Source organism: Parageobacillus toebii NBRC 107807 (assembly GCF_003688615.2).
Lineage (GTDB): Bacteria > Bacillota > Bacilli > Bacillales > Anoxybacillaceae > Parageobacillus_B > Parageobacillus_B toebii.
Map to the genome: position 1 here is coordinate 1,291,200 of NZ_CP049703.1, position 22,090 is coordinate 1,313,289.

24 protein-coding genes and 1 riboswitch are annotated in these 22,090 nt (G+C 41.6%); of the genes, 10 read left to right on the plus strand and 14 right to left on the minus strand.

Annotation, left to right across the window (positions count from 1 at the left end; translation table 11 throughout):
- The first annotated feature begins 57 nt into the window (after positions 1-57).
- Entirely contained in the window at positions 58-1,734 is a 1,677-nt protein-coding gene (locus DER53_RS06600; protein WP_062679340.1) for an L-lactate permease, read from the plus strand.
- A gap of 161 nt (positions 1,735-1,895) precedes the next feature.
- On the opposite strand, the gene mreBH is transcribed toward DER53_RS06600, so the two are convergent.
- The gene (gene mreBH / locus DER53_RS06605) at positions 1,896-2,903 is read right to left on the minus strand and encodes a rod-share determining protein MreBH (RefSeq protein WP_062679343.1); all 1,008 of its coding nucleotides are present in this window, start codon (positions 2,901-2,903) and stop codon (positions 1,896-1,898) included.
- Between the two features lie 370 nt (positions 2,904-3,273).
- A complete protein-coding gene (locus tag DER53_RS06610) occupies positions 3,274-3,726 on the minus strand; it encodes a C40 family peptidase (RefSeq protein ID WP_062754891.1) in 453 nt (150 codons plus the stop codon).
- Between the two features lie 345 nt (positions 3,727-4,071).
- On the opposite strand from DER53_RS06610, the gene DER53_RS06615 reads away from it, so the two are divergent.
- From DER53_RS06615 to DER53_RS06635, 5 genes are all read left to right on the plus strand, one after another.
- Positions 4,072-6,528: an EAL domain-containing protein gene (locus tag DER53_RS06615; protein WP_062754889.1), complete on the plus strand. Its 2,457-nt coding sequence runs from the start codon at positions 4,072-4,074 to the stop codon at positions 6,526-6,528.
- 11 nt (positions 6,529-6,539) lie between these two features.
- The gene (locus DER53_RS06620; protein ID WP_062754887.1) at positions 6,540-6,911 is read left to right on the plus strand and encodes a DnaJ family domain-containing protein; all 372 of its coding nucleotides are present in this window, start codon (positions 6,540-6,542) and stop codon (positions 6,909-6,911) included.
- 180 nt (positions 6,912-7,091) lie between these two features.
- Positions 7,092-7,679 carry a hypothetical protein gene (locus DER53_RS06625; RefSeq protein ID WP_062754885.1) on the plus strand — a complete coding sequence of 196 codons (588 nt, stop codon included), beginning with the start codon at positions 7,092-7,094 and terminating at the stop codon, positions 7,677-7,679.
- Between the two features lie 61 nt (positions 7,680-7,740).
- Positions 7,741-8,379 carry an NAD(P)-binding protein gene (locus DER53_RS06630; protein ID WP_174525697.1) on the plus strand — a complete coding sequence of 213 codons (639 nt, stop codon included), beginning with the start codon at positions 7,741-7,743 and terminating at the stop codon, positions 8,377-8,379.
- 1 nt (position 8,380) lies between these two features.
- Complete coding sequence (locus tag DER53_RS06635) at positions 8,381-8,482, plus strand: PhzF family phenazine biosynthesis protein (protein ID WP_223812099.1); 102 nt, start codon at positions 8,381-8,383, stop codon at positions 8,480-8,482.
- Between the two features lie 135 nt (positions 8,483-8,617).
- Here the strand turns inward: DER53_RS06635 and bshB2 are convergent, their stop codons facing one another.
- Positions 8,618-9,271 (minus strand): bacillithiol biosynthesis deacetylase BshB2, encoded by a 654-nt coding sequence (gene bshB2 / locus DER53_RS06640; RefSeq protein ID WP_062754881.1) that lies wholly within the window; start codon positions 9,269-9,271, stop codon positions 8,618-8,620.
- 16 nt (positions 9,272-9,287) lie between these two features.
- Positions 9,288-9,632, minus strand: coding sequence for a YojF family protein (locus DER53_RS06645; protein ID WP_062754879.1), 345 nt, complete (start codon positions 9,630-9,632; stop codon positions 9,288-9,290).
- A 160-nt stretch (positions 9,633-9,792) separates the two neighbouring features.
- Between DER53_RS06645 and DER53_RS06650 the strand changes: the two genes are divergently transcribed.
- Entirely contained in the window at positions 9,793-10,563 is a 771-nt protein-coding gene (locus DER53_RS06650; RefSeq protein ID WP_062754877.1) for an arginase family protein, read from the plus strand.
- Positions 10,564-10,779: 216 nt separating this feature from the next.
- Here the strand turns inward: DER53_RS06650 and DER53_RS06655 are convergent, their stop codons facing one another.
- The 10 genes from DER53_RS06655 to DER53_RS06700 form a co-directional block, all read right to left on the minus strand.
- A complete protein-coding gene (locus tag DER53_RS06655) occupies positions 10,780-11,052 on the minus strand; it encodes an acylphosphatase (protein ID WP_012749139.1) in 273 nt (90 codons plus the stop codon).
- 115 nt (positions 11,053-11,167) lie between these two features.
- A complete protein-coding gene (locus tag DER53_RS06660) occupies positions 11,168-11,914 on the minus strand; it encodes a sirohydrochlorin chelatase (protein WP_062754875.1) in 747 nt (248 codons plus the stop codon).
- An 11-nt stretch (positions 11,915-11,925) separates the two neighbouring features.
- Positions 11,926-12,705, minus strand: a complete 780-nt coding sequence (cobA, locus tag DER53_RS06665) for a uroporphyrinogen-III C-methyltransferase (RefSeq protein ID WP_062754873.1) — start codon at positions 12,703-12,705, stop codon at positions 11,926-11,928.
- A 33-nt stretch (positions 12,706-12,738) separates the two neighbouring features.
- Complete coding sequence (locus DER53_RS06670) at positions 12,739-12,957, minus strand: DUF3906 family protein (protein WP_062754871.1); 219 nt, start codon at positions 12,955-12,957, stop codon at positions 12,739-12,741.
- A 12-nt stretch (positions 12,958-12,969) separates the two neighbouring features.
- A complete protein-coding gene (locus tag DER53_RS06675) occupies positions 12,970-14,595 on the minus strand; it encodes a nitrite/sulfite reductase (RefSeq protein WP_062754869.1) in 1,626 nt (541 codons plus the stop codon).
- A complete protein-coding gene (gene cysC, locus DER53_RS06680) occupies positions 14,596-15,201 on the minus strand; it encodes an adenylyl-sulfate kinase (protein ID WP_062754867.1) in 606 nt (201 codons plus the stop codon).
- Between the two features lie 13 nt (positions 15,202-15,214).
- Complete coding sequence (gene sat, locus DER53_RS06685) at positions 15,215-16,375, minus strand: sulfate adenylyltransferase (protein WP_062754865.1); 1,161 nt, start codon at positions 16,373-16,375, stop codon at positions 15,215-15,217.
- 143 nt (positions 16,376-16,518) lie between these two features.
- On the minus strand, positions 16,519-17,226 hold the full coding sequence (locus tag DER53_RS06690; RefSeq protein ID WP_062754863.1) for a phosphoadenylyl-sulfate reductase: 708 nt from the start codon (positions 17,224-17,226) through the stop codon (positions 16,519-16,521).
- Positions 17,227-17,352: 126 nt separating this feature from the next.
- Positions 17,353-17,463: riboswitch (SAM riboswitch) on the minus strand.
- A gap of 152 nt (positions 17,464-17,615) precedes the next feature.
- Positions 17,616-19,361, minus strand: a complete 1,746-nt coding sequence (locus tag DER53_RS06695) for a PAS domain-containing sensor histidine kinase (RefSeq protein WP_062754861.1) — start codon at positions 19,359-19,361, stop codon at positions 17,616-17,618.
- A 198-nt stretch (positions 19,362-19,559) separates the two neighbouring features.
- Complete coding sequence (locus DER53_RS06700; RefSeq protein WP_012749148.1) at positions 19,560-19,784, minus strand: DUF1128 domain-containing protein; 225 nt, start codon at positions 19,782-19,784, stop codon at positions 19,560-19,562.
- Between the two features lie 104 nt (positions 19,785-19,888).
- Here DER53_RS06700 and DER53_RS06705 point away from each other — a divergent pair, with 104 nt between their 5' ends.
- Genes DER53_RS06705 through DER53_RS06715 form a run of 3 tightly spaced genes read left to right on the plus strand, consistent with a single transcriptional unit; the run spans position 19,889 to position 21,496 of the window.
- On the plus strand, positions 19,889-20,359 hold the full coding sequence (locus tag DER53_RS06705) for a low molecular weight protein-tyrosine-phosphatase (protein WP_062754859.1): 471 nt from the start codon (positions 19,889-19,891) through the stop codon (positions 20,357-20,359).
- A 16-nt stretch (positions 20,360-20,375) separates the two neighbouring features.
- Positions 20,376-20,645 (plus strand): YtxH domain-containing protein, encoded by a 270-nt coding sequence (locus tag DER53_RS06710; protein WP_012749150.1) that lies wholly within the window; start codon positions 20,376-20,378, stop codon positions 20,643-20,645.
- 17 nt (positions 20,646-20,662) lie between these two features.
- The gene (locus tag DER53_RS06715; protein ID WP_062754857.1) at positions 20,663-21,496 is read left to right on the plus strand and encodes a YihY/virulence factor BrkB family protein; all 834 of its coding nucleotides are present in this window, start codon (positions 20,663-20,665) and stop codon (positions 21,494-21,496) included.
- The last annotated feature ends 594 nt before the right edge of the window (positions 21,497-22,090 follow it).

Consider the following 22,090-nt stretch of genomic DNA (forward strand, 5'->3'; position numbering starts at 1 on the left):
CAGCTACAACAATGTGAGAACAAGAGAAAAAATTAACAAAATATAGGAGGAGTGTTGATGCAGTGGAAACAAGATTTTACGCCAATTGCTGATCATCTTTGGTTATCAGCTATTGTAGCACTTATTCCAATTTTATATTTTTTCTGGGCGCTGGCTATCAAGCGGATGAAGGGCCATATAGCTGGAGTTACCACCTTGCTTCTTGCTTTAGCAATTTCTGTAATCGCTTACAGGATGCCGGCCGGAATGGCAGTGATGTCGATAACACAAGGAGCCGTTTATGGATTATTGCCAATTGGATGGATTATTATCACTTCCGTCTTTTTGTATAAACTGACAGTTAAATCCGGCCAGTTTGATATTATTCGCAACTCCGTGTTGTCGATCACGGAAGACCGTCGTCTACAAGCATTATTGATAGCGTTCTCATTTGGGGCGTTTCTTGAGGGAGCAGCTGGATTTGGGGCGCCGGTAGCTATTTCTGCAGCACTGCTTGTCGGCTTAGGATTCAATCCGTTGTATGCAGCGGGAATTTGCTTAATTGCCAACACAGCTCCAGTTGCCTTTGGGGCGATCGGAATTCCGATTACTGCGATGGAAGGGCCAACTGGTATTCCGGCGATGGAAATTTCGAAAATGGTAGGGCGGCAATTGCCTTTCTTGTCGGTATTGATTCCGTTTTATCTTGTCCTTATTATGGCTGGATGGAAAAAAACAGTGGAGGTATTGCCGGCGATCATTGTGTCAGGGGCCTCCTTTGCGATTACGCAATATGTTAGCTCTAACTTTTTAGGTCCTGAGCTTCCGGACATTTTATCGGCTTTAGTTTCGATGTTTGCACTCGCCGTCTTTTTAAGGTATTGGAAGCCAAAAAGCACGTATCGTTTTTCAACGGAATCCGAAGTGGCAGCAGCAGCCCAAGCAAATAAAGCTGCCTATACAAGCGGGGAAGTATTTAAGGCATGGTCTCCATTTTTAGTGCTAACCGCATTCATTTCCCTCTGGGGAATTCCGCAAGTGAAAGCGGCTTTGACAGGACATTACGAGGGAACGAATGGGCTGTTAAAGCTAGTCAACGCAATTGGTTATCAGCTGACATTTATGCCGGAAGTACCGGGATTGAACAATAAAATCATTAATGCAAGCGGCCAGCCGATTGCGGCAGTATATAAACTAGAACTGCTCGGCGCAGCCGGTACAGCTATTTTGTTGGCTGCGGTGGTAACCAAATTTATTATAAAAATGTCTTGGAAAGATTGGGGAAGTACGTTTATCGAAACATTAAATGAATTAAAGTTTCCAATTGTTACGATTGCTTCGGTTGTCGGTTTTGCATATGTAACAAACGCCTCCGGTATGAGCACGACGCTTGGGATGGCCTTAGCGAAGACAAATTTCTTATTCCCGTTTTTCTCCCCGTTTTTAGGATGGCTCGGCGTATTTATTACTGGTTCCGATACGTCCTCGAACTTACTGTTTGCCAATTTACAAAAAGTGACGGCGACTTCCATTGGCATGGATCCTGTTTTAGCGCTAGCAGCGAACTCTTCCGGCGGGGTTGTCGGAAAAATGATTTCGCCGCAATCGATTGCGGTAGCCTGCGCGGCCGTCGGATTAACCGGAAAAGAATCCGATTTATTCCGATTTACGGTGAAGCATAGTATTTTCCTAATTATTTTGATTGGTATACTCGTATTCTTGCAATCTAATATTTTATCTTGGATGATTCCATAATGACGTTTATAGGGAGGGACGGTGCCTAGTGGACTAAGAGTTGCGAAAAAAGGCGCATTCATAAAACATTATAACAGTTATGACAAACAAAGGACTCTTGTCCGGTGCATAAAAAACCCCCGCATTATTCTATATGCGGGGGTTTTTAGTGAAAAGACTCTTTACGGAACGGAAGTGATAAGCTTTTGAATCGTACTGAGTGCTTTTCCCGTTCCGATTGCTACTGCTTCAAGCGGGTTCGGAGCAGTATGGACTGGAACATGCAATTCTGAACTTAGCCATTTCTCGATTCCGTGAAGAAGGGCGACGCCGCCGGTTAAGACGATGCCGTGGTCAATAATATCGCCGCTAAGTTCCGCAGGACATTCTTCGAGCACAGTTCGAATCGCGCTAAGAATTTGTGAAAGCGATTCTTCCATCGCTTTTTGCACTTCTGTAGAACTCAATGGAACGGCTTTAAGAAAACCAGTCACTAAATCACGGCCATGAATGGTCATTGTTTTTTCTTCATGAGCAATTGGTGCATGGCCAATTTCGATTTTAATTCGTTCCGCTGTCTGCTCGCCAATGAGCAAGTTATAATGTTGCCTTACGTATTGAATAATATCCTCGTCGAGTTGATTGCCGCCGATGCGAAGCGACTGGCATGCGACAACTCCGCCGAGAGAAATAATCGCTGCCTCTGTTTTGCCGGCTCCCAAATTAACAACGACATTTGCCACTGGCTCATCTACTGGCAAGTCGGCGCCGATCGCCGCAGCGATTGGCTCCTCGAGTAAATATACTTGTTTGGCACCGCAATGTTTTGCTAATTCATAAAAAGAGCGGCGTTCTACGGAAGTAGAATGAAATGGAATGCTAATAACAACATTTGGTTTTTTAATGGAAAAACCGATGCGCTTGCTAGCGAGCTTAAACACTTGTTTTAGCATTGTTGCCGTTTTGTCAAAATCTGCAATAACACCATGTTTTAATGGATATATTGTTTCAACATTATTAGGTGTTTTACCGATCATCATTTTTGCTTCCGTTCCAATGGTGAGCACTTCATTCGTTTGGACGTCGAAAGCGATCACCGCTGGTTCGTTAAAGACAATTCCTTTATTTTTACTATATAGTAGTATATTCATCGTTCCTAGGTCGATTCCAATCTCCGACGAACCGAACATTGTCAACACCTGCCTTTAATATACTTAAAAAATCTACCGAAAGAAGTAAAAAAAGCATAACTATAAGTTCACACATATATAACTTTCGACTTATTTCTCACATTTATGACTATAAAATGACGAAATGTATCAATTGTTAAGTTTCTCCACATAAATGAACATTAGAAAAAAATTTTTTTATTTTCATGTATAAAATAACAAAAAAGGGGGAATAAATAGTAGCGAAAAGTTTTCCAAGTATTCCCCCGATCCCCTATGAATATATAGAACGCCCTCCTAATAAAGGAGGGCACTTTTTTTGAAAAATGAAAAACTCTCCTACATATCAAGTATGTTTACTTAATATGCCAGAGAGTTTTTCATGCTTCCCTTATAACCGTTTTGCTCCAACATATTTTGACTTCCAATATGAATTATTTAAACTGTCAATTTTTACTCCTTTGGATGTAGCATGAATAATTTGGTTGTTCCCGATGTAAATTGCTACATGAGAAACGCCTGTTTTGGTTTTAGATGTATTAAAGAACACTAGGTCGCCTGCACGTAAGTTTGATTTATGTACCGTTTTTCCTTTTTGATACATTTGTTTGGAAGTGCGCGGTAAAATTTTTCCGATTTTTTTATGTGTATAGTAGACAAATCCCGAACAATCAAATCCTTTTGGTGTTGTCCCGCCATATCTGTATGGAGTGCCGATCAGTTTTTTCGCTTCAGTGATCAGTAATTTTGAGTTTCCAGCTGCTTCCGTACTAGAAGTGTTTGTAAATAAGGAAGAAAACATAACTAAAAAAGATAGTGAAACTAATGCGATGAATTTTTTCATTTTCCGTAAACCCCCGACAACAATTTTTCCAATTCGACTTTCCATGGCTATAGTATAACAAAGGAATTACCGCTGTTCTTTTACAGTTGAATTAAATAATATTACAGAAAAGTTACAAATATGTGACTTGGTGCTAAGTTCTCATATAAATTTTTGCTATTAAGTAGTGTTTTTTGTCGATGAATGAAAATATAACTAATCATAGTACAATACTTATGTACCAAATAATTGCGAATGATGTCGTGAAATGTCGAAAAAATAGGAATGAGGTGGGGGGGAAGGGCAGGAATAATGCTTCTATAATGTTCATGAGAAGCCGAATTTAAAATAATATGGTGGTCACTTATGTCGAAAGAAATCGAATATACGTTGTTTGTATTGATTGCTATATTCATTGTTCTTGTTATACATCTATGGCTCTATCGCGTCGTGAAAAAGAAGCTATCATTATCGCTTTTCCAAATTGCGCCTCGGTTAACAGTAAGTTTTTACATGATTGCTGCGGCATTGCTTTTTAGCGGAATCATCTATATCAATTATTTAGAAAAAGAAGAACATAAGGAATATGAAGAAGATGCCAGGAATTTGGCAAGGTTGTTGGCTGACGGTTTGTCAAATATGCATCATGAGCAGTTGAATGAACAAACAGATGAAAATGATGAAACTTATGTTCATATTTTACAAATGATGGAACAATGGCAAAATGATCATTCCGAAATATTGAGTATGTACACGTTAAAAAAGAATGAACGAGGGAATTATTACTTTGTTGTTGCTTCGGAAGTGGATTACAAACGCAAGGGGAAGATAAATGATAAGAGAGAACAGCATTTGCCGATCGGTACGGTTTATCGCACCTATATTCCCGAGCTTGAACAGGCTTTTCAAGGAAAATTTGCTATGGAGAAATACCCTACGAAGGATGAATGGGGAGAAAGCATCGGTGTGTTTATGCCGGTATTCAAACAGGATGGAACGGTAGACGCGGTTTTAGGGATTGGTTATGATGCAAAAATATATAAGGAAAGACTAGAAAAAGAGCGTCAGAAAGGGATGTGGATCTGTTCCCTTGTTCTCCTCGTCTGGAAGGCGTTTTATTTATTAGGTATATATATGCAAGTCGAACGGAAGTTGTTTGAGAAACATAAGCAAGCACTAGAAGTGAGTGAAAATCGTTTTAAACGATTGGCGGAAAGTATAATGGAAGGAATTATTGTACATGCGCATGGAAAGGTAATCGAAGCTAACAAGGCTGCATGCCGGTTGTTCGGATATGTAGAAAGCGAACTTATTCATATGCCGGTTCAAGATTTAATGATTCTTGAATCGTTGAAAAAGATAGAACATAATGATCAAGAAGAGCTCTATGAAATTCAATTGCGGAGAAAAGATGGGACCATTTTTCCAGCGGAAATGGTTCAACGTGAGTATGACTATGACGGCAGAAAGGTGAACGTCACTGCGATCCGTGATATTACAGAACGAAAGAACAATGAAGAAAAGATGCATTATATCGCTACTCATGACGATCTAACAGGTCTGCCGAACAAAGAGGCATTGCATCGCGCCATCACGGAAAAAATTCAAGAAGCGTTTGATCGTCAGGAAGAAGTGGCGATTATGTTTCTTGAAATTAGCGGTATGAAAACCATTAACGATTTTTACGGATATTCCGTTGGCGATCAAGTGTTGCTGCAAATTGTAGAAGAGTGGAAAAAACGAAGTTGTAAAGATGTCTTGTTAGGAAGATGGAGCGGAAATGAATTTATTGCTATTTTGTCGGGAAGCACAAAAGAAAAGGCGACAGCTGCAGCAAATCAGTTTAGCGAAATCGCTGATGAGCCAGTGATCGTTGAAGGTCGTGAACTATATGTTACGATAAAAATTGGAATCAGTTTATATCCGCAAGATGGAATGGATCCAAAAACACTAATTCGAAAAGCGGATATTGCACGGTACAAGTTGCGTCAAAAACCGGCAAGTCAATTTTTGTTCTTTGAAGAGCCAATGGCTCGAGTAATTCAAGAAAAAATTGGGATGGAGAGAGAATTGCGCCGTGCGTTGGAAAAAGGAGAATTTGAGCTTTATTATCAACCGCAAATTCAGTTAGACACCGGTATGGTGACAGGAATGGAGGCGCTGATTCGCTGGAATCATCCAGAAAAAGGATTGATATCCCCTTATGCGTTTATCCCTGTTGCAGAACAAACGGGAATGATTATACCGATTAACGAATGGGTAATCCGCATGGCATGTCAACAAACGAAACAATTGTTAAATGATTTTCCAAATTTATCGGTGTCTGTAAATTTATCTCCGTATGAATTTGAAAATCGCCGCTTTGTTCATAAGCTTATGAAACTATTGGAGGAGACAGGACTGCCGCCACACCATTTAGATTTGGAAATTACGGAACGAATGACGATAGATACAGAAAGAGCGATTACTATTTTAAAAAGGCTAAAATCGATCGGCGTTACGATTAGCATGGATGACTTTGGAACGGGATATAGCTCGTTAAGTTATTTAACAGACCTTCCGATCGACCGTTTAAAAATTGACCGTTCATTTGTACGAAACATTCAAGGAAAAAAAGAGGCGATTTTGCCATCTATTATTCGCCTCGGGCATAATATTGGCGTGAAGGTGCTTGCCGAAGGAGTAGAGACAGAAACGGAAGTCGCATACTTAAAGGATAAACATTGTGATGAAGCACAAGGATATTATTTTGCGCAGCCGTTATCGTATAAGGAGTTAAAAGCGTTTTTGTATGAACATCGCTGTAAAGTGCTGCAAGCATAGGAGATGAAATGATGGATATTATTTGGAGAATTGCCGAAGATAAAATCCGTGAAGCGATGAAAAACGGCGAATTTGACAATCTTCCCGGCTTTGGAAAACCGCTTGAACTGGAGGATTTGTCCCATATTCCAGAAGATTTGCGAATCGGTTATTTGATGTTAAAAAACGCCGGCTACGTCTTTGAGGAAGTCGAGTTAAAAAAAGATTTAATGACGCTAGAAGATTTGTTGCGCTGCTGTGAAGATGAAGACGAAAAAGAGAAATTAAAGAAGAAGCTAAATGAGAAATTGTTGCGGTGGAATGCGCTCATGAAAAAGCGCAATAAAACAAATTCCCAAGCATTGCGCGACTACCAGCGGCGAATTGATGAAAAATTTCGGTAGTCCATGGGAAAGCTTGCCATTTTTCAAAAGCAAGCTTTTTTTGTTTTTTATGCAACGTTTTTAGAAAAAAGGGGAAAATATCGTTAGGTTTTGCGAATTTGTTTTCTCGCCTGATAAAGAAAACAAACAGCACTTGCAGCAGGAAGCCGATTCAGTTATTAAAAGGAGAGTGGAAATGGAATGAAAAAAATGTGGCTTTCTTTTGCGATAGTGATGATGCTCATCATCCCGACAGAAGCATTTGCGGCACATGAGAAAGCAAATGTAAAACAGCAAGACACGGAAGTAATCGGTCATGTGCTTGCGGGACATATGTTCAAGCATGGAGAATTAGATGAACAAAAATGGATGGAAATAGTCAGACAATATACGCCAGACCAAGCGGATGAATGGCAAAAAGTGCTTAACGAACGGAAAACGCTAAGAAAACAAATGCAGGACGAACAAGTGAAAAAAGCGTTGAAAGCAAAATGCAAGGAAATGAAAAAGAAGCGTGAAGCAGCGCTTGACCAATTAATTGATCGTTTCGCTAATAAAGAAATAACGAAAGAACAATTTAAACAAGAATTGAACCAATTACATAAACGGAAAAAGTGGATGTCAAAAGAGGAAAAGCAAAAATTGCGCAAGCTTCATTATCAAACATATGAAGCGATGAAGGAAAACGACAAAAATGCTATGACCATGTTATTGCCACAATGGCTGGAGCATATGAAAAAAGAAAATAAACGGTTGGCGAAATGGATTCAAGAAGCAACGCAAAGATAATATAATGGAGAAAAAGGCCGTGGGTTTCTACACGGCTGTTTTTTATAAAGGGGAAATTCGTATGGGATATCCGGTTATGCTAAATATCGCAAATCAGCACGTTGTCGTCATCGGCGGCGGAAAGGTGGCGGAACGGAAAATTCATGGATTGCTTGAAGCAAAGGCAAACATTACGGTTGTGGCTCCTACGATTACATCGGGAATTCAACAGTTAGAAGCAGCTGGAAAACTTATTTGGCGACAAAAAACGTTTTCTCCTGACGATTTGGAAGAAGCATGGGTTGTGATTGCCGCAACGAATAATCGGGATGTCAACGAAGCGGTGGCGAAAGCGGCGAAGCCTTATCAGCTTATTAACATTGCCGATGATCCGGAACGGTCCAATTTTCATGTTCCTGCGGTCATAAGGCGCGGCAGATTGACGATTGCGATTTCGACAGGCGGCGCAAGCCCGACCATCGCCCAGCAAATTCGCCGACAGCTTGAGGAACTGTACGATGATGACTACGGACGGTATATCGATTTTCTTTACCAATGCCGGCAATGGATTTTACGAAATGTGCACGATGAGCAAAAAAGAAAAGAGCTATTTAAAGCCATCGCTGATGAATCATTTCGGAAGAGGGGGGATTGGGAGGAAGAGTTTGAACAACTGCTGAAGAATGTGATAAAAGAGGAAATTAGGCGAAAGGAAGAGTAGGATGACGATATCCATTTATGTCGTCGATGCGTTTACGAACGAGCGATTCAGCGGGAATCCAGCAGCTGTTTGTCTTCTTTCTGCCCCAATGCCAGAAGAATAGATGCAAAAGGTAGAAGTAAATCATGATAGAGTGGGGCTGTCTGGGCAAGAAGTAACCGTATGGAAAGGGGAATTAATAGACTGATAGAAATTGGAACAAGCAACCTTCCCTCTATGGAGAAAGTTGCTTGTTTTTTCAATCATCCCATTTATACGTCCAAAACCGCTCAGTCTTCAGCCATTCTAACACGTCGCCGCCGCGTTTTTTCGCCGCTTTCATCAGTCCTTCCGTTTGCGAGCGGTGTGCTTGGATGGCAGCAAGTTTTTTTTCGATGACCGAACTGACATCACGGATGACATCTGGCTTGCCCAAGTCTTGCTCACAGTTTTTTGCAAATGCGACGCAGTGAACGACAGGGCGCTTGTCTTTCGGAAGGCGCTTGAGAGCGCGAATAACGGCGGCGCCGCATGCGTCATGATCAGGATGGACGCTATAACCAGGGTAAAACGTAATGACAAGCGATGGATTCGTTTCTGCGACAATTTCTCCGATTCGATCGGCAAGCAATTCTTCATCCTCAAATTCTATCGTTTTATCGCGGTATCCAAGTAAGCGCAAGTCATGGATGCCGATAGTTTTACATGCTTCTTCGAGTTCTTTTTTGCGAATGAGAGGAAGTGTTTCACGGTTGGCAAATGGCGGCACTCCCATATTTCTTCCCATTTCCCCAAGGGTTAAGCAGGCGTACGTAATCGGTGTGCCACTTTCAGCGTGCTGCGCTAACGTTCCAGACACTCCAAACGCCTCGTCGTCGGGATGGGGGAATACGACTAATATATGTCTTTCCATGAAAATCACTCCTTCATTAAAATGGCTCGTGGCTTAATTGCAGTGCAACAGCCAGCCTTCCTTCATAATCGTGCCCGGCTAACAGCAATTGTCCTTTCTCTGTCATTTCCCAGTCTGTTAATCCTTCCGCATACACCCAGCCGAAATCAAGTTTTAAGCCGACACGATACGGCCCGTTTCCAACGATTTTCCCGCGGCTGAAACGAATAAGACCGTTGCGGATATAAGCTCCGGCAGAAAAAAATCCTTCATTATGATGGGCAGCGTATGCACCATTCGTTGTTTCTAAATGTATATATACATCTTGATTGGCAAAGCGGTTTAATGCGGCTTGCACTTCCCAAACATCAATCGGCTGCAAGCGAATCCCTCCTGCTATTTATTTTCTATTATTTTACATGAAACGAGCAAAAAAACGAAAATATTTCGTCTATCGAACTTCTTGATTATAATAAAAGAAGACAGTTATTGAGACTCATCAAGCTTCGATTTTACGCCAAAATAGAGAAGAGGTGTTATTGATGAGTTTTCAAGGAAATGGCATAACGTTTTTAAACTTTGACAATACGTATGTTTCGCAAAAACAGCTTTTTCATTTTCCGCATGAATGGATCGATTTTACCGATTTAGCACATACAAACTTGTATTGTGAACCCGAATCATTACGCGAGATTGAGAGACGCATACGTCTTCGTAAACAAAAAGGAGCGGTGTTCATCGGAAACGGAAACTATCACTATGTTTCTTATTTGCTTATTCAAGAAATAAAGGAGCCTTTTACTCTCATTTTGTTTGACCATCATACGGATGTTGGAACTGGGGATGATCCTGTTATTTCGTGCGGTTCATGGGTATCGTATGCGCTAAAGCATCCTTATTTAAAAAAGGTGGTTATGATCGGTCCAAAACCTTCACAACAGTATCTTCGTTTATCTTCTAATATTACTGTCTTCCCAATTGATCATTACGATATTTCTCCAAGCATGCTTTTTTCCGTCATTCCTACTCATTGTATATATATTAGTATTGATAAAGACGTGCTTTGCCGTGATGATGCGGTGACAAACTGGGATCAAGGAACGATGCCGCTTTCGTTTTTGCTTTCTTGTCTCCGTCATCTATTATTCTATAAAAAGGTAGTGGGTGTGGATGTGTGCGGTGAATATCCGCAAGCTTCCATTGATGTTTTTAACCCTGTTTGCCGCGAAGCGAATCGAAAAAACGAATATGCGAACCGATGCATTATTGAAACGTGTTTACACTACACATCTACACATCCCCTTCCTGCGTAATTGCTCACCATCATACAGTAGCATTATAGATGTAAGTTTTGCCTTTTGATCAAAGAATCACGATGTTTTTCGGCTGCGCATAAGCGTGATTGAGGCAAGCCACGGCCTTGCCCCGGTCAGACGAAAAATCTGCGGCAAACTTCTTGTCCGCCAGAAGTTGAATCTTCCAGATAAACTTATATTACAAATAAAAGAGCTGTATCTATTTGCAGCCCCTTAGTACATGATGCGAAATTGCGTTTCATTATTAATAACTGGAATTTCTTGTGCGGAAACATCGGTTACTTTCGCAAAAAGCGTTCCTTCTCGGATCGTGTCAATAAATAACTGGATCGCCTCTTCATTTCCTTGTACTTCAAGTTCCACTGTTCCATCATCATTGTTTCTGACCCAGCCTGTCAATTGCCGTTTTAGTGCTTCATATTGGGTAAAATACCGGAATCCCACGCCTTGAACGCGCCCATGAACGATTAAGTGAAACCGTTTCATATTGCTCGCCCCTCGCCATCTTTTTTCTATTCTCATCATACAATAGATAGGGGATTTTGTATATGTGGATGTAAGATAAGAGGGAGGACGAAAAGCGAAAGGGAGCTTGGCGATGTTAAGCTCCCTTATTCGCTCGTAACAATATTTGTGCGTTTTCTTTGATCATATTCTGCAAAAAAGGATGGTATCCTAAATAGTTGCATAAAATCCACTGTTTATTGGATGAAGAAAGAGAACGGAGCTGTTTTTCAATTGTTTTCATTAATACGCCAGTAAATAATAAATAAGGAACGACGAAAATTTTTTTGTAGAAAGAACGGCTTGCTTCATATAAACCGTCTTCCAATGTTGGCCGGATGGCGGCTAAAAAACATATATCAACGCGCGGGACGTTTGTTTTTGCTTGAAGCAGCTTAGCGATCGCGGTGATATCACGCTTCGTATCCGGATCGCTGCTGCCGCGTCCGATAAGCAGAATCATCGATTCATGGTCTAGCGGCACTGCTTGTTCTTTTATCCGGTCTACAACAATATCAATCATCATTTCATGCACGCCAAACGGTTCTCCAAGCACGATTTCTAAGTGGGGATGGCGCTGTTTTGCTTGCCGGATCGCCTCTGGAATATCATGTTTAGCATGTCCTGCTGATAAAAGCAGGAGTGGGAGGACAACGATGCGAGATGCCCCTTTTTGAACGCAAATATCGATTCCAGTGACAATATTTGGGTGGGCAAGCTCAATAAAACAAAGTTCTTGAATGGGAACATTGATATTTGCCTTGCATTGTTCTACAAAGTTACTTGCTTCCGCGCGAGCTTTGGCGATGCGGCTGCCGTGACAGACGTACAATATCGCTTGCATATTCCACCTCGTCATAATGCTGCGTTAGCGGCCGTCTGTTGTTTTTGAAGAAGCTGTTCAAACCATTGAATGTTTTCGCGAAGTTTTACGACGTTCCCGATAATAATCATGCTTGGATTTTCGATCTTTTCTTTTGCGACAACCTCAGCGATCGTCGATAAGGTAGCAGTTACGGTCCGTTGTTCGGACATGGTTCCCCATTGAATGACCGCAACGGGGGTTGAAGGAGCTTTCCCGTATTGGATGAGCTGGCTGCAAATATATGGGAGATTGCTGATGCCCATGTAAATGGCAAGCGTATCAATGCCTTTCGCGAGATTTTCCCATTTGATTTCTTCTTCGCTTCCTTTCCGCTTATGACCGGTGATGAAGGCGACGCTAGAGCTGAAATCTCGATGGGTGACAGGAATACCAGCGTAAGCAGCAGCGGCGATTCCAGAAGTAATGCCGGGAACGATTTCAAACTCGATTCCATGTTTCGCAAGCGCCTCTGCTTCCTCACCGCCTCTGCCAAATACGAACGGGTCGCCGCCTTTCAAACGAACAACCGTTTTTCCTTTTTTGGCGTACCGAACGAGGAAATGATTAATGGTTTCTTGCTGCATGGTATGGTAACCCGGCAATTTGCCGCAAAAGATGAGTTCTGCATCTTTTTTCGCATAGGATAACAGCTCTTCATTGATGAGGCGGTCGTATAAAATAACATCGGCTTGCTGGATGCATTTGAGGCCTTTTACGGTAATTAGTTCAGGGTCACCAGGGCCCGCTCCAACTAGGTATACTTTTCCCATCTTTGTTTCAGCCCTTTCTCGTTTGCATGTTTTTTATGAAGAATAGCGGGGTTCGCTGTAGACAACGAACCCGCCTCCGCGACGAATCAGTTTTTTTTCATGTAGAGAAATATCCGTATAATCAGGAACTTTTAAAAAATGTTTTTCTAATTCTACTTCGACGAGGCGAAATGCTTGTTCATCATCGTTTGCGGCAATGACGACATAGATGATTTCTGTTTTTGTTGTTACTTCAAATCGATAAAGAAACATTGCTGTCACCTTTTATGCTACCGTGCTGACTTGCGCTAAAATGCTGTCTAGTTCTGTTTGCAACGCTTCTATTCCAACGCGATCTAAGTAAGCTAAGAATGTTTCGCCCGGCAATTTTGTTTCTTTGAAATAGGTTAATAGCTGCAAAAGCACTTCGGAAATTCGTTCCGCATCTACTTTTCCTTTTAATTTTTGATTGTATTTGCCGCCGTTGTAGAGCGTGCCGCCGACGTAAATTTCAAACGCTTCAATCATGCCTCTGTCTTTTGTTTTTGTTTTGATTCCTTGCAGGCCGATATCTCCAATTTGCCGTTGGCCACATGAGTTTGGACAGCCAACCATATGAATGCGTACTGGAACGTCCAGTTCTAAATGCTGATCTAAATATTCAGCGACGCGCCGCATCCGTTCTTTCGTCTCGACGAGCGCCAAATTGCAAAATTCAGTGCCAGTACAAGAAACAGAATAGCCGGTGAATGTGTTCGGACGGATAGAAATCCGTTCAAACACTTTTTCCTGTAATACAGCGTCAACATATTTATCTGGAATATTTGGAATAATTAGGTTTTGTGAATTGCATGTGCGGACTTCGCCGTTGCCGTATTGGCGGGCTATGCGCGCGATTTCGAATACTTCATCCGCGCTCAAGCGGCCAACTGGCACATTAAAGCCGATGAAATTTAATCCTTCTTGTTTTTGGCGATGGACACCATAGAAGTAACCAGGATTCCAGCCCTTTTGTACGTCTTCCCCTTTGGATGGGAGAGGCCCCGTGAGCTCAATTAATTTTTCTTTAAATTTATCAACGCCCCAGTCAGCGACAAGGAATTTGAGACGGGCGCGATGGCGTTTTTCGCGATAACCGTAATCGCGGAAAATCGTTGTGACAGCAACAGCAACGTCTTTCACGCGATCTGGCGTCACGAACACATCTAACGTTTGGGCAAGGTACGGAGCAGACGATAAACCGCCGCCGACTTTCACATGGAATCCGAGCACTTCTTTGCCGTCGATCACTTTTTTCGCCGGTGTAAACGACAAGCAATGGATTTCCGCGTTAACCGTGTTATAGACGTTGGCGCTGATTGAAATTTTATATTTGCGCGGCAAGTTGGAGAAATCTTCATTGTGTTGGAAAAATTCATATACTTCGCGGACGATTTCTCTCGTGTCGAACAGTTCGTCCGGATCGATGCCGGCAAGCGGATTGCCGACGATGTTGCGAGTGATATCGCCGCAGGCGCCGGCGGTAGATAACCCAACTCGTTTTAAACGATCAAAAATATCAGGAATTTGTTCGATTTGCAGCCAGTGGAATTGAACCGATTGGCGGGTTGTAATGTCAAACAAACCGCGTCCGTAATCACGGGCGATGCCTGCTAGCGTTTCGAGCTGCTCGTTATTCAAAATCCCGGAAGGAATGCAAACACGCATCATAAAATAGCCGGCTTCTTTAGGGCGCTGCAGGTAAAGCCCCGCCCATTTGAAAAGATCCCATTCTTCTTGCGGAATGGAAGAGAATCCATGCTTTGCGTAATAAGGAATATCTTCAAAAATTTTTAGTCCATCTTTTCTGAGTTTTTTTAATTCCGTTTTGTTTAAATTCGGGTTATTTGCCCATACTTTTTCATATGCCATTTAAAATTCCCCCTTGATAAAATTTCGATTGCGCAAGTAAGCAAGCACTTGATTGGCGCATTCATCGATCGTGTAACGATCTGTTTCAAGTATTAATTCCGGAGAAACAGGCGCTTCATACGGAGAGTCAATGCCGGTAAAATCACGAATTTCTCCATTTCTTGCTTTTTTATACAGTCCTTTTGGATCGCGTCTCTCACACTCTTCTAGCGGGCATTTCACATAAATTTCGATAAACTCGTCTTTTTCTACTAAATTGCGGACAAGCTCACGATCTTGCGCGAAAGGAGAAATAAATGCCGTTAAGACGAATTGGCCGCTGTCAACAAACAGCTTGGCAACTTCACCGATGCGGCGAATATTTTCGGTGCGATCTTCTACGGAGAAGCCAAGATCTTTATTTAGCCCGTGGCGAATGTTATCGCCGTCTAATACATAATTTTGAATGCCAAGGTCAAATAACTTTTTCGACACGGCATTGGCGATCGTGGATTTACCGGAGCCGGAAAGTCCGGTAAACCATAAAATCGCGCTGTGATGCCCGTTGCGCTTGCGGCGGTCTTTTTTTGTAATTGACGTTTGGTGCCAAACGATGTTCGTGCTCAAGCTTTCTCCTCCTTTAACGTGTAGATGAGGTGACAGCCTCGCGCTGCTGCAATCCTTTAATTAATACTGCCGCGACTTCCGGACGGCTGAACGTGCTTGGCGGCACTTGGCCATTGCGCAGCATTTCCCGTACTTTTGTGCCGGATAATACAACATGGTATTTCGGATCATGCGGGCATGTTTTCGTCGACGCCATTCCTTCGCATTTCGTGCAATAAAAGCTATGTTCGAAAAACAGCGGCGTAATGCCAAGTTCTTCCGGCGTAAAATTCAAGAAGATTTTTTGCGCATCATATGTGCCATAGTAATCACCGACGCCGGCATGGTCGCGGCCGACAATGAAGTGGGTGCAGCCGAAGTTTTTGCGCACCATCGCATGGAAAATCGCTTCCCGTGGCCCGGCGTAGCGCATCGCTGCCTGGAATACTCCTAAAAACACGCGGTCTTTCGGATAATAGTTTTCTAACAATACTTGATAGCTTTCCATGCGGATGTCCGCCGGGATGTCATCCGCTTTTGTTTCGCCGACGAGCGGGTTTAAAAAGAGGCCGTCGACAATTTCGAGCGCGCATTTTTGGATGTATTCATGGGCGCGATGGACAGGATTTCGCGTTTGAAAGCCGACCACCGTGTTCCAGCCAAGCTCGGCAAAACGCTTACGTGTTTCGGCCGGATCGAAGTAGAATGGAGCAAAACGCCCTTTATCAGTGCGTTTTACTAATGTAATCGGGCCGCCTACATATACATTTGGCTTTTCAAATAGTTTCCGTACGCCCGGATGTTTGAGTTCATCCGTTTTATAAACGAGAAGTGCTTCTTTTGTTTTATCAGGTTGATAGATTTCTTGAATATCAATGACTCCATAGACTTCTCCGTTGTAAACGAGTTTGGCCGTTTCGCCGGCAGAAAGCTCTTTTGCCTTTTCTTCGGTTACAGCAAGGGTAATTGGAATGCTCCATACTGTACCGTTGGTTAAGCGCATCGTTTCAACGACAGAGTCATAATCCTCCTTTGTTAAAAATCCGGTAAGCGGGCTGTAAGCACCTGTCCCGATCAATTCTAAATCACTTAACTCGGCATTTGTCAGTTCAATTTCTTTTGTCAGTGTATCCAATGGATAGCTAGGATTCCATCGATCGATTAATGTGCCTCCGTGTGGAATGCTTAAACTCATTGTTCATAACCTCCTAGAATCAATATTTCATATAGGAAAACTATGATTTATTGCGAAACGTCACCGCTGTTTTTGTATAATGATCGTTTTTCTTCGGCTATTGTTTTTTCAAGCTAATAATGCCAAAGGTGACAAGCCAAACCTTATGAGATGTGAAGGCCGCATTCTGTTTTTCCGTGGCCGACCCATCTGCCGGAACGTAAATCATTTGGATCGAGTGCGGGGGACGTACAAGGTTCACAGCCAATGCTTGGATAGCCGCGATCGTGAAGGACATTGTATGGAAGACGACGTTTGTATACATAATTCCATACATCTTTCCATGTCCAATGAATAAGAGGGCATATTTTTATGGATTTAAATTTGTCATCTTTATTTATATATTCTACATGGCTTCGTGTTGGCGATTGTTCGCGGCGCAGTCCAGAAATCCAAGCGGTTATTCCTGTTAATGTTTCGCGAAGCGGAATGACTTTTCGCAGTTCACAACATTTATTTGGGTTGTGTTTCCATAATTCATCTCCCAACTGTTGCGCTTGTTCTTCTAGCGATAAACTTGGTTTTTTCATGACGATGCGGAGAGAAGGATATTTTTCTTTTACTTTTTCGATTGTTTTGTACGTTTCGCGAAAATGGAGCCCGGTATCGAGAAATACGATTTCCGCATCTGGCTTTACTTGCGAAATCAAATCGATTAACACGATTCCTTCAACGCCGAAGCTACAGGCGTACACAATATCGTCCTTATATTGGCGGAATGCCCAAGTGAGGACATCAAGCGCCCCTTTTGTTTCATTATCGTGAGGGAATGAAGGTTTTTCTTCGGCTTCCCATGTTTGATAAGTGAGCATCTTTCTCCCTCCTTAAAAATCAAAGAAAATAAAGTGGATTAGTCGGTTATATAGGAATAGAAAGAGAACGAACGCTTATAAAAAACGCTCTCCCATTTTGGAAAGAGCGAAGAGGCCGCATATTTCACCTTATCTTCCAAAATGGCACCCATTTTGCTGGAATTAGCACCTTACTTTTTCATGAAGCAGGTTGCCGGAGTTCATCGGGCCAGTTCCCTCCCTCACTCTCGATAAGTTTGATGTAATTGATTAAAATTTTAACATAATTCACACAAAAGTCAATCCTAGTTTTTCGATAGGAATTAATTTTTTGCTGATATAACACAGTAGAGGAATAAAGAAATCAGGAAAGAAAAGGGCGGTTTGTTGTCCGACCTTTTCCATGCATGTCAACCGGATAATAGGGAATTATGCAAAACAGAGGATGCAGAAACGCGGATCGGCAATGTTACTTCGACGGTTGTTCCTTTATTCTCTTCACTCATAATCGACATCGTTCCACCGTGGTCTTCGATAATTTTTTTACTGATCATTATTCCGAGGCCAGTACCTTTTTCTTTTGTTGTAAAGAACGGTTTTCCTATTTTTTCTAGCTGTTCTTTTGGAATTCCGCAGCCTTCGTCGATAAAGCGGATAAGAACGGAATATTCATCCTTTTTTTGTGCCTCAATAAAAATATGTCCACCGCTTTTCATCGCTTCCATTGCATTTTTTAAGAAATTAATAAATACTTGCTTTAATCCGTTTTCGTCACATTCAATGAGAGGAAGAGATGGATCAATTTTTGTAATAATTTGGATGTTATGCAAAATACCTTGTGTTTCTAATAAAGTGGTGACATGTTGAAGCAAAACGCCAATATCACTTTTTGTAAATTTGGTTGCTTGTGGTTTTGCCAACACTAATAGTTCGCCTAAAATAAGTTCAATGCGCTGAATTTCTGATTCAATAATGTGAAGGTAAGGTTTTTTCTCGTCAAGTTCGAATTGCAATAGTTGTATAAATCCTTTTATGGCTGTAAGCGGATTGCGAATTTCATGGGCGATCCCAGCCGCTAGCTGGCCGGCAACTGAGAGCTTTTCCGATGTTCGAATGAATTCTTCTGTTTTTTTCAGTTCGGTAATATCGGTGAATGTCAATACCGCATCAACGACGGCTCCATTTTCCAAAACAGGCGTTACCGTATAGGAAACGGGGAAATGGGTACCATCTTTTTTCCAAAAAATATCTTCACTAATATGATATGTTTTCCCATCTTGAATGGCGAGATCAATTGGGCATTCATCAATAGAGTAAGGAGTTCCATCTTTTTTCGTATGGTGAATGATATCATGCGATGCTTTTCCAATGGCTTCTTCCGCTTTATATCCCGTCATTCGTTCTGCAGCTGGATTCCAGAAAACGATATTTCCATGTTTATCAATCCCACAAACTCCTTCAGCAATAGAATTTAATATGAGTGTATGTTTATGATATAAGTTTTCCAGCTCTTTTCGGTAGCGATTGAGTTCCGTCATATTTTGGCCAATCACATAAATTCCTTTCAAGCGATTTCCATGAATTATTGGAATGGTTTTAAAATGCATGTCAATAATTTTTCCATTTTTATGCTTTACTTGTAAATCATATTCACAACTTTCTCCTTTTAATGTTCGTTCAAATTTTTTTTTTGCTTTTTCAATTTGGTCTGGGGCGATAAACTGAGTAAAATGTTTGCCAATATATTCGCTTGGTTTGTATCCAAGCATTTTTCTTACTTCAGGGTTGCCGGATATAAGTAGACCATTTATGTCTAGCAGAAGAATCACATCAGGGTATTCGAAAAAAAGACATTTATGACATTGTTTATTTTCTTTTAATAAGCGGCTAATGATAAATGCGGACGCTGCCAAACAAAAGGCGCTGAGCACAGCAACGATGGAGCTGAACAAAAATCGAGTGAAAGAATCCGCCATATGGGGAAAATGTATTGACCAAACCACAAGGCTGATGATGCATATGATTGCTGCTGCAGAGAGCATGTAAATAGGAAATGTGTGGGCGAATAGTATTTTCAATAATATGTAAGAAACGATTACGGTAATGAAGAATAATAGAATGATAAATAACACGTAATGAATACCGCCAGAGATCATTTTTATTCTCCTCTCCCGCCTTAAAACATTAGAACTTAGACATAATTATACGAAAATAAAGATAATTTGAGTAGAACCAATAAAAAACGCTGCCCAAAGCGAAAAGGACAGCGATAGATGTTTCCGCCTTACATGGATACGTAAGTATGGCATTGTACATAATGAATCATTGAAAAACGACGTTTCCTTCAGCATTTTTTACTTTTTGCGTAAGTTTCCTAACTCCTCGGCGATGGCCTGCATCTCGCTTGGGCTAAACGTATTTTTTCTCATCACCATTTCATAAATGTCTTTTAGCTCATCATACCATTCCTCGGAGAAGTGGGAAGGTTTAATCGCATCAAAATTTAATACTTTTAGCTTTTCTTTTATTTTTTCTACCATGTACGCTACGTTTTCTGCCGACTTTTTGGATAAATCCATTTTTTTGCTCCTTCCTTGTAAAGGTTACATGTATTTTAACATACAAGGGAATACATTGCGCTAATATTTTTGTATATAATGGGGTCGAAAGGAGATGTGAAACAATGGTAAAAGTATTATTTGTTTGCTTAGGGAATATTTGTCGCTCGCCGATGGCGGAAGCGATTTTTCGACATTTAGTAAAAGAGAGAGGATTGGAAGGAAAAATCATCGTTGATTCAGCGGGAACAGGGAATTGGCATGTCGGAGAACCGCCGCATGAAGGTACACAGACGATATTAAAGAAAAATAAGATCGATTTTTCAGGAATTTGCGCTCGGCAAATTTGTAAAGAAGATTTGCAGGAGTTTGATTATATTATTGCCATGGATGCGGAAAATGTTGGGAATCTGCGACGATTAGCCGGATACAATAAAACAGGATTTATCGGCCGGCTTCTTGATTTTGTTCCAAATAGCGAAATTGCTGATGTGCCAGATCCGTATTACACAGGAAACTTTTCAGAAGTATATGAGCTTATCCGAAAAGGGTGTGAACATTTATTAGAAGCAATTATAAAAGAGAAAAAACTTTAAAAAGGGGGAAAAATAAGTGAAGAAGAGAAATGTATGGAAAGGTGTGATGATCGGGGCAGCAGTAGGAGCCGCATTTTCCTTGCTGATCAAAAGGGAAGAAAAGCAAGACCGTCTTTCATTGCCGATGAAGCTGAAACAATGGCGCCAATCTGTAGAAGAGATGGCGGAAGACATGGCGTTTATTATGGAAAAAATAAAAGATATTGCAGAAAAAACACCGGAAGTTATCGAATTTATAAAAGAAGCATATAGCTGGAAAGAGGATGATCGTCCCCGAATAAAATAATGAAGGGGGAACGAGAAATGATGATTAATTTAACGTTTATTCGTGAAATGGTGCGGCGTTTTCAAAAGGATGAAATTCCCCGTCTGTCGGCGGAATTAGCTTATTATTTCCTTCTTTCCCTGTTCCCATTTCTTATTTTTTTATTTACGTTACTTGCTTATTTGCCAATTCCACATGAAGATATTCTTTCCATAATACGTCAATATGCTCCAAAAGAAGCGCTTCATTTAGTCGAGGCAAACATTCGTCGGGTGATGGACGACCAAAACTGGAAATTGTTATCGTTTAGTATTATCGTTGCGATTTGGTCAGCTTCAAATGGAATGAATGCGATTGTCCGGGCGTTTAACCGCGCTTATGATGTCGAGGAAAATCGCCCCTTTTTTATCGCTCGTGGAATGTCGGTATTGCTTACAATCGGAATGATTTTTGTGATCATCGTTGCATTGTTTTTGCCTGTATTCGGGAAAACGATTGGGCTATTTTTATTTTCTGCATTTGGTTTTTCCCAAACATTTTTAATGACTTGGAACGCGTTGCGTTGGGTCATTAGTTCATTAATTTTGTTTGTTGTGTTTACCGCATTATATTATTTCGCGCCAAATAAGAAGCTGCGTTGTGCGAATATTGTCAGCGGCGCAATCTTTGCGACGGTTGGATGGATTCTCATGTCGCTTGCTTTTTCTTACTATGTCAACAATTTTGCGAATTATACCGCCATGTACGGAAGCCTCGGTGGAATGATTATTTTAATGGTGTGGTTTTATTTATCAGGGATGATTATTGTTTTAGGAGGAGAAATGAACGCGATTTTTGATTGTGAACGGGAAGGAAGAAAACGCACGCGTTAATATGCACAAACTTCCTTTCATAAACAACAAATTCAGGGAAATAGTAACGACTGTAAGAGGTTTGTTGAAGATGAGAGGGGGATTGTGATGACGAAACATACGAAAAAAGACGGCGGTACAAAACAAAAAGGAAAAAACAGACCAAAACATAAAACAAGCGGAAGCGCCAACGGCCAAAACGGATATCATTAGAAAAGCGTAGCGAGGAGGCTCAGACCAAACAAAGTTTGGCCTTGCGTGGGTTACTCAGAGAAGTTAACTCAATGTGTTGCCGCCACAGCGGGGCCGAAGCGTCGCGAGCCGATGGCGCCTGGAGCTAGACAATAATAAAAGCGGAGGCGGCGCGAACAGCTCTCGAAGCGAAATGTTCTTCGACTGCTGAAGTGCTTGCACTTCAAGGGAGAAGGTTATTTCGCACAAGAGAGCTAGCCGCCGAACTAGACAATTAGAAAAGCGTAAGGCGCCCCATTTCGCCTAAAAGCTGCCCGCGTCCTGCGGGCAACGGCGAAATGTCGCCATCCTGGCTCCGCGACACGCGCTGGAGGACCCGCGAGGATAATGCTCCAAAAAACAAAGAAAGCGCTGCAGGGGATC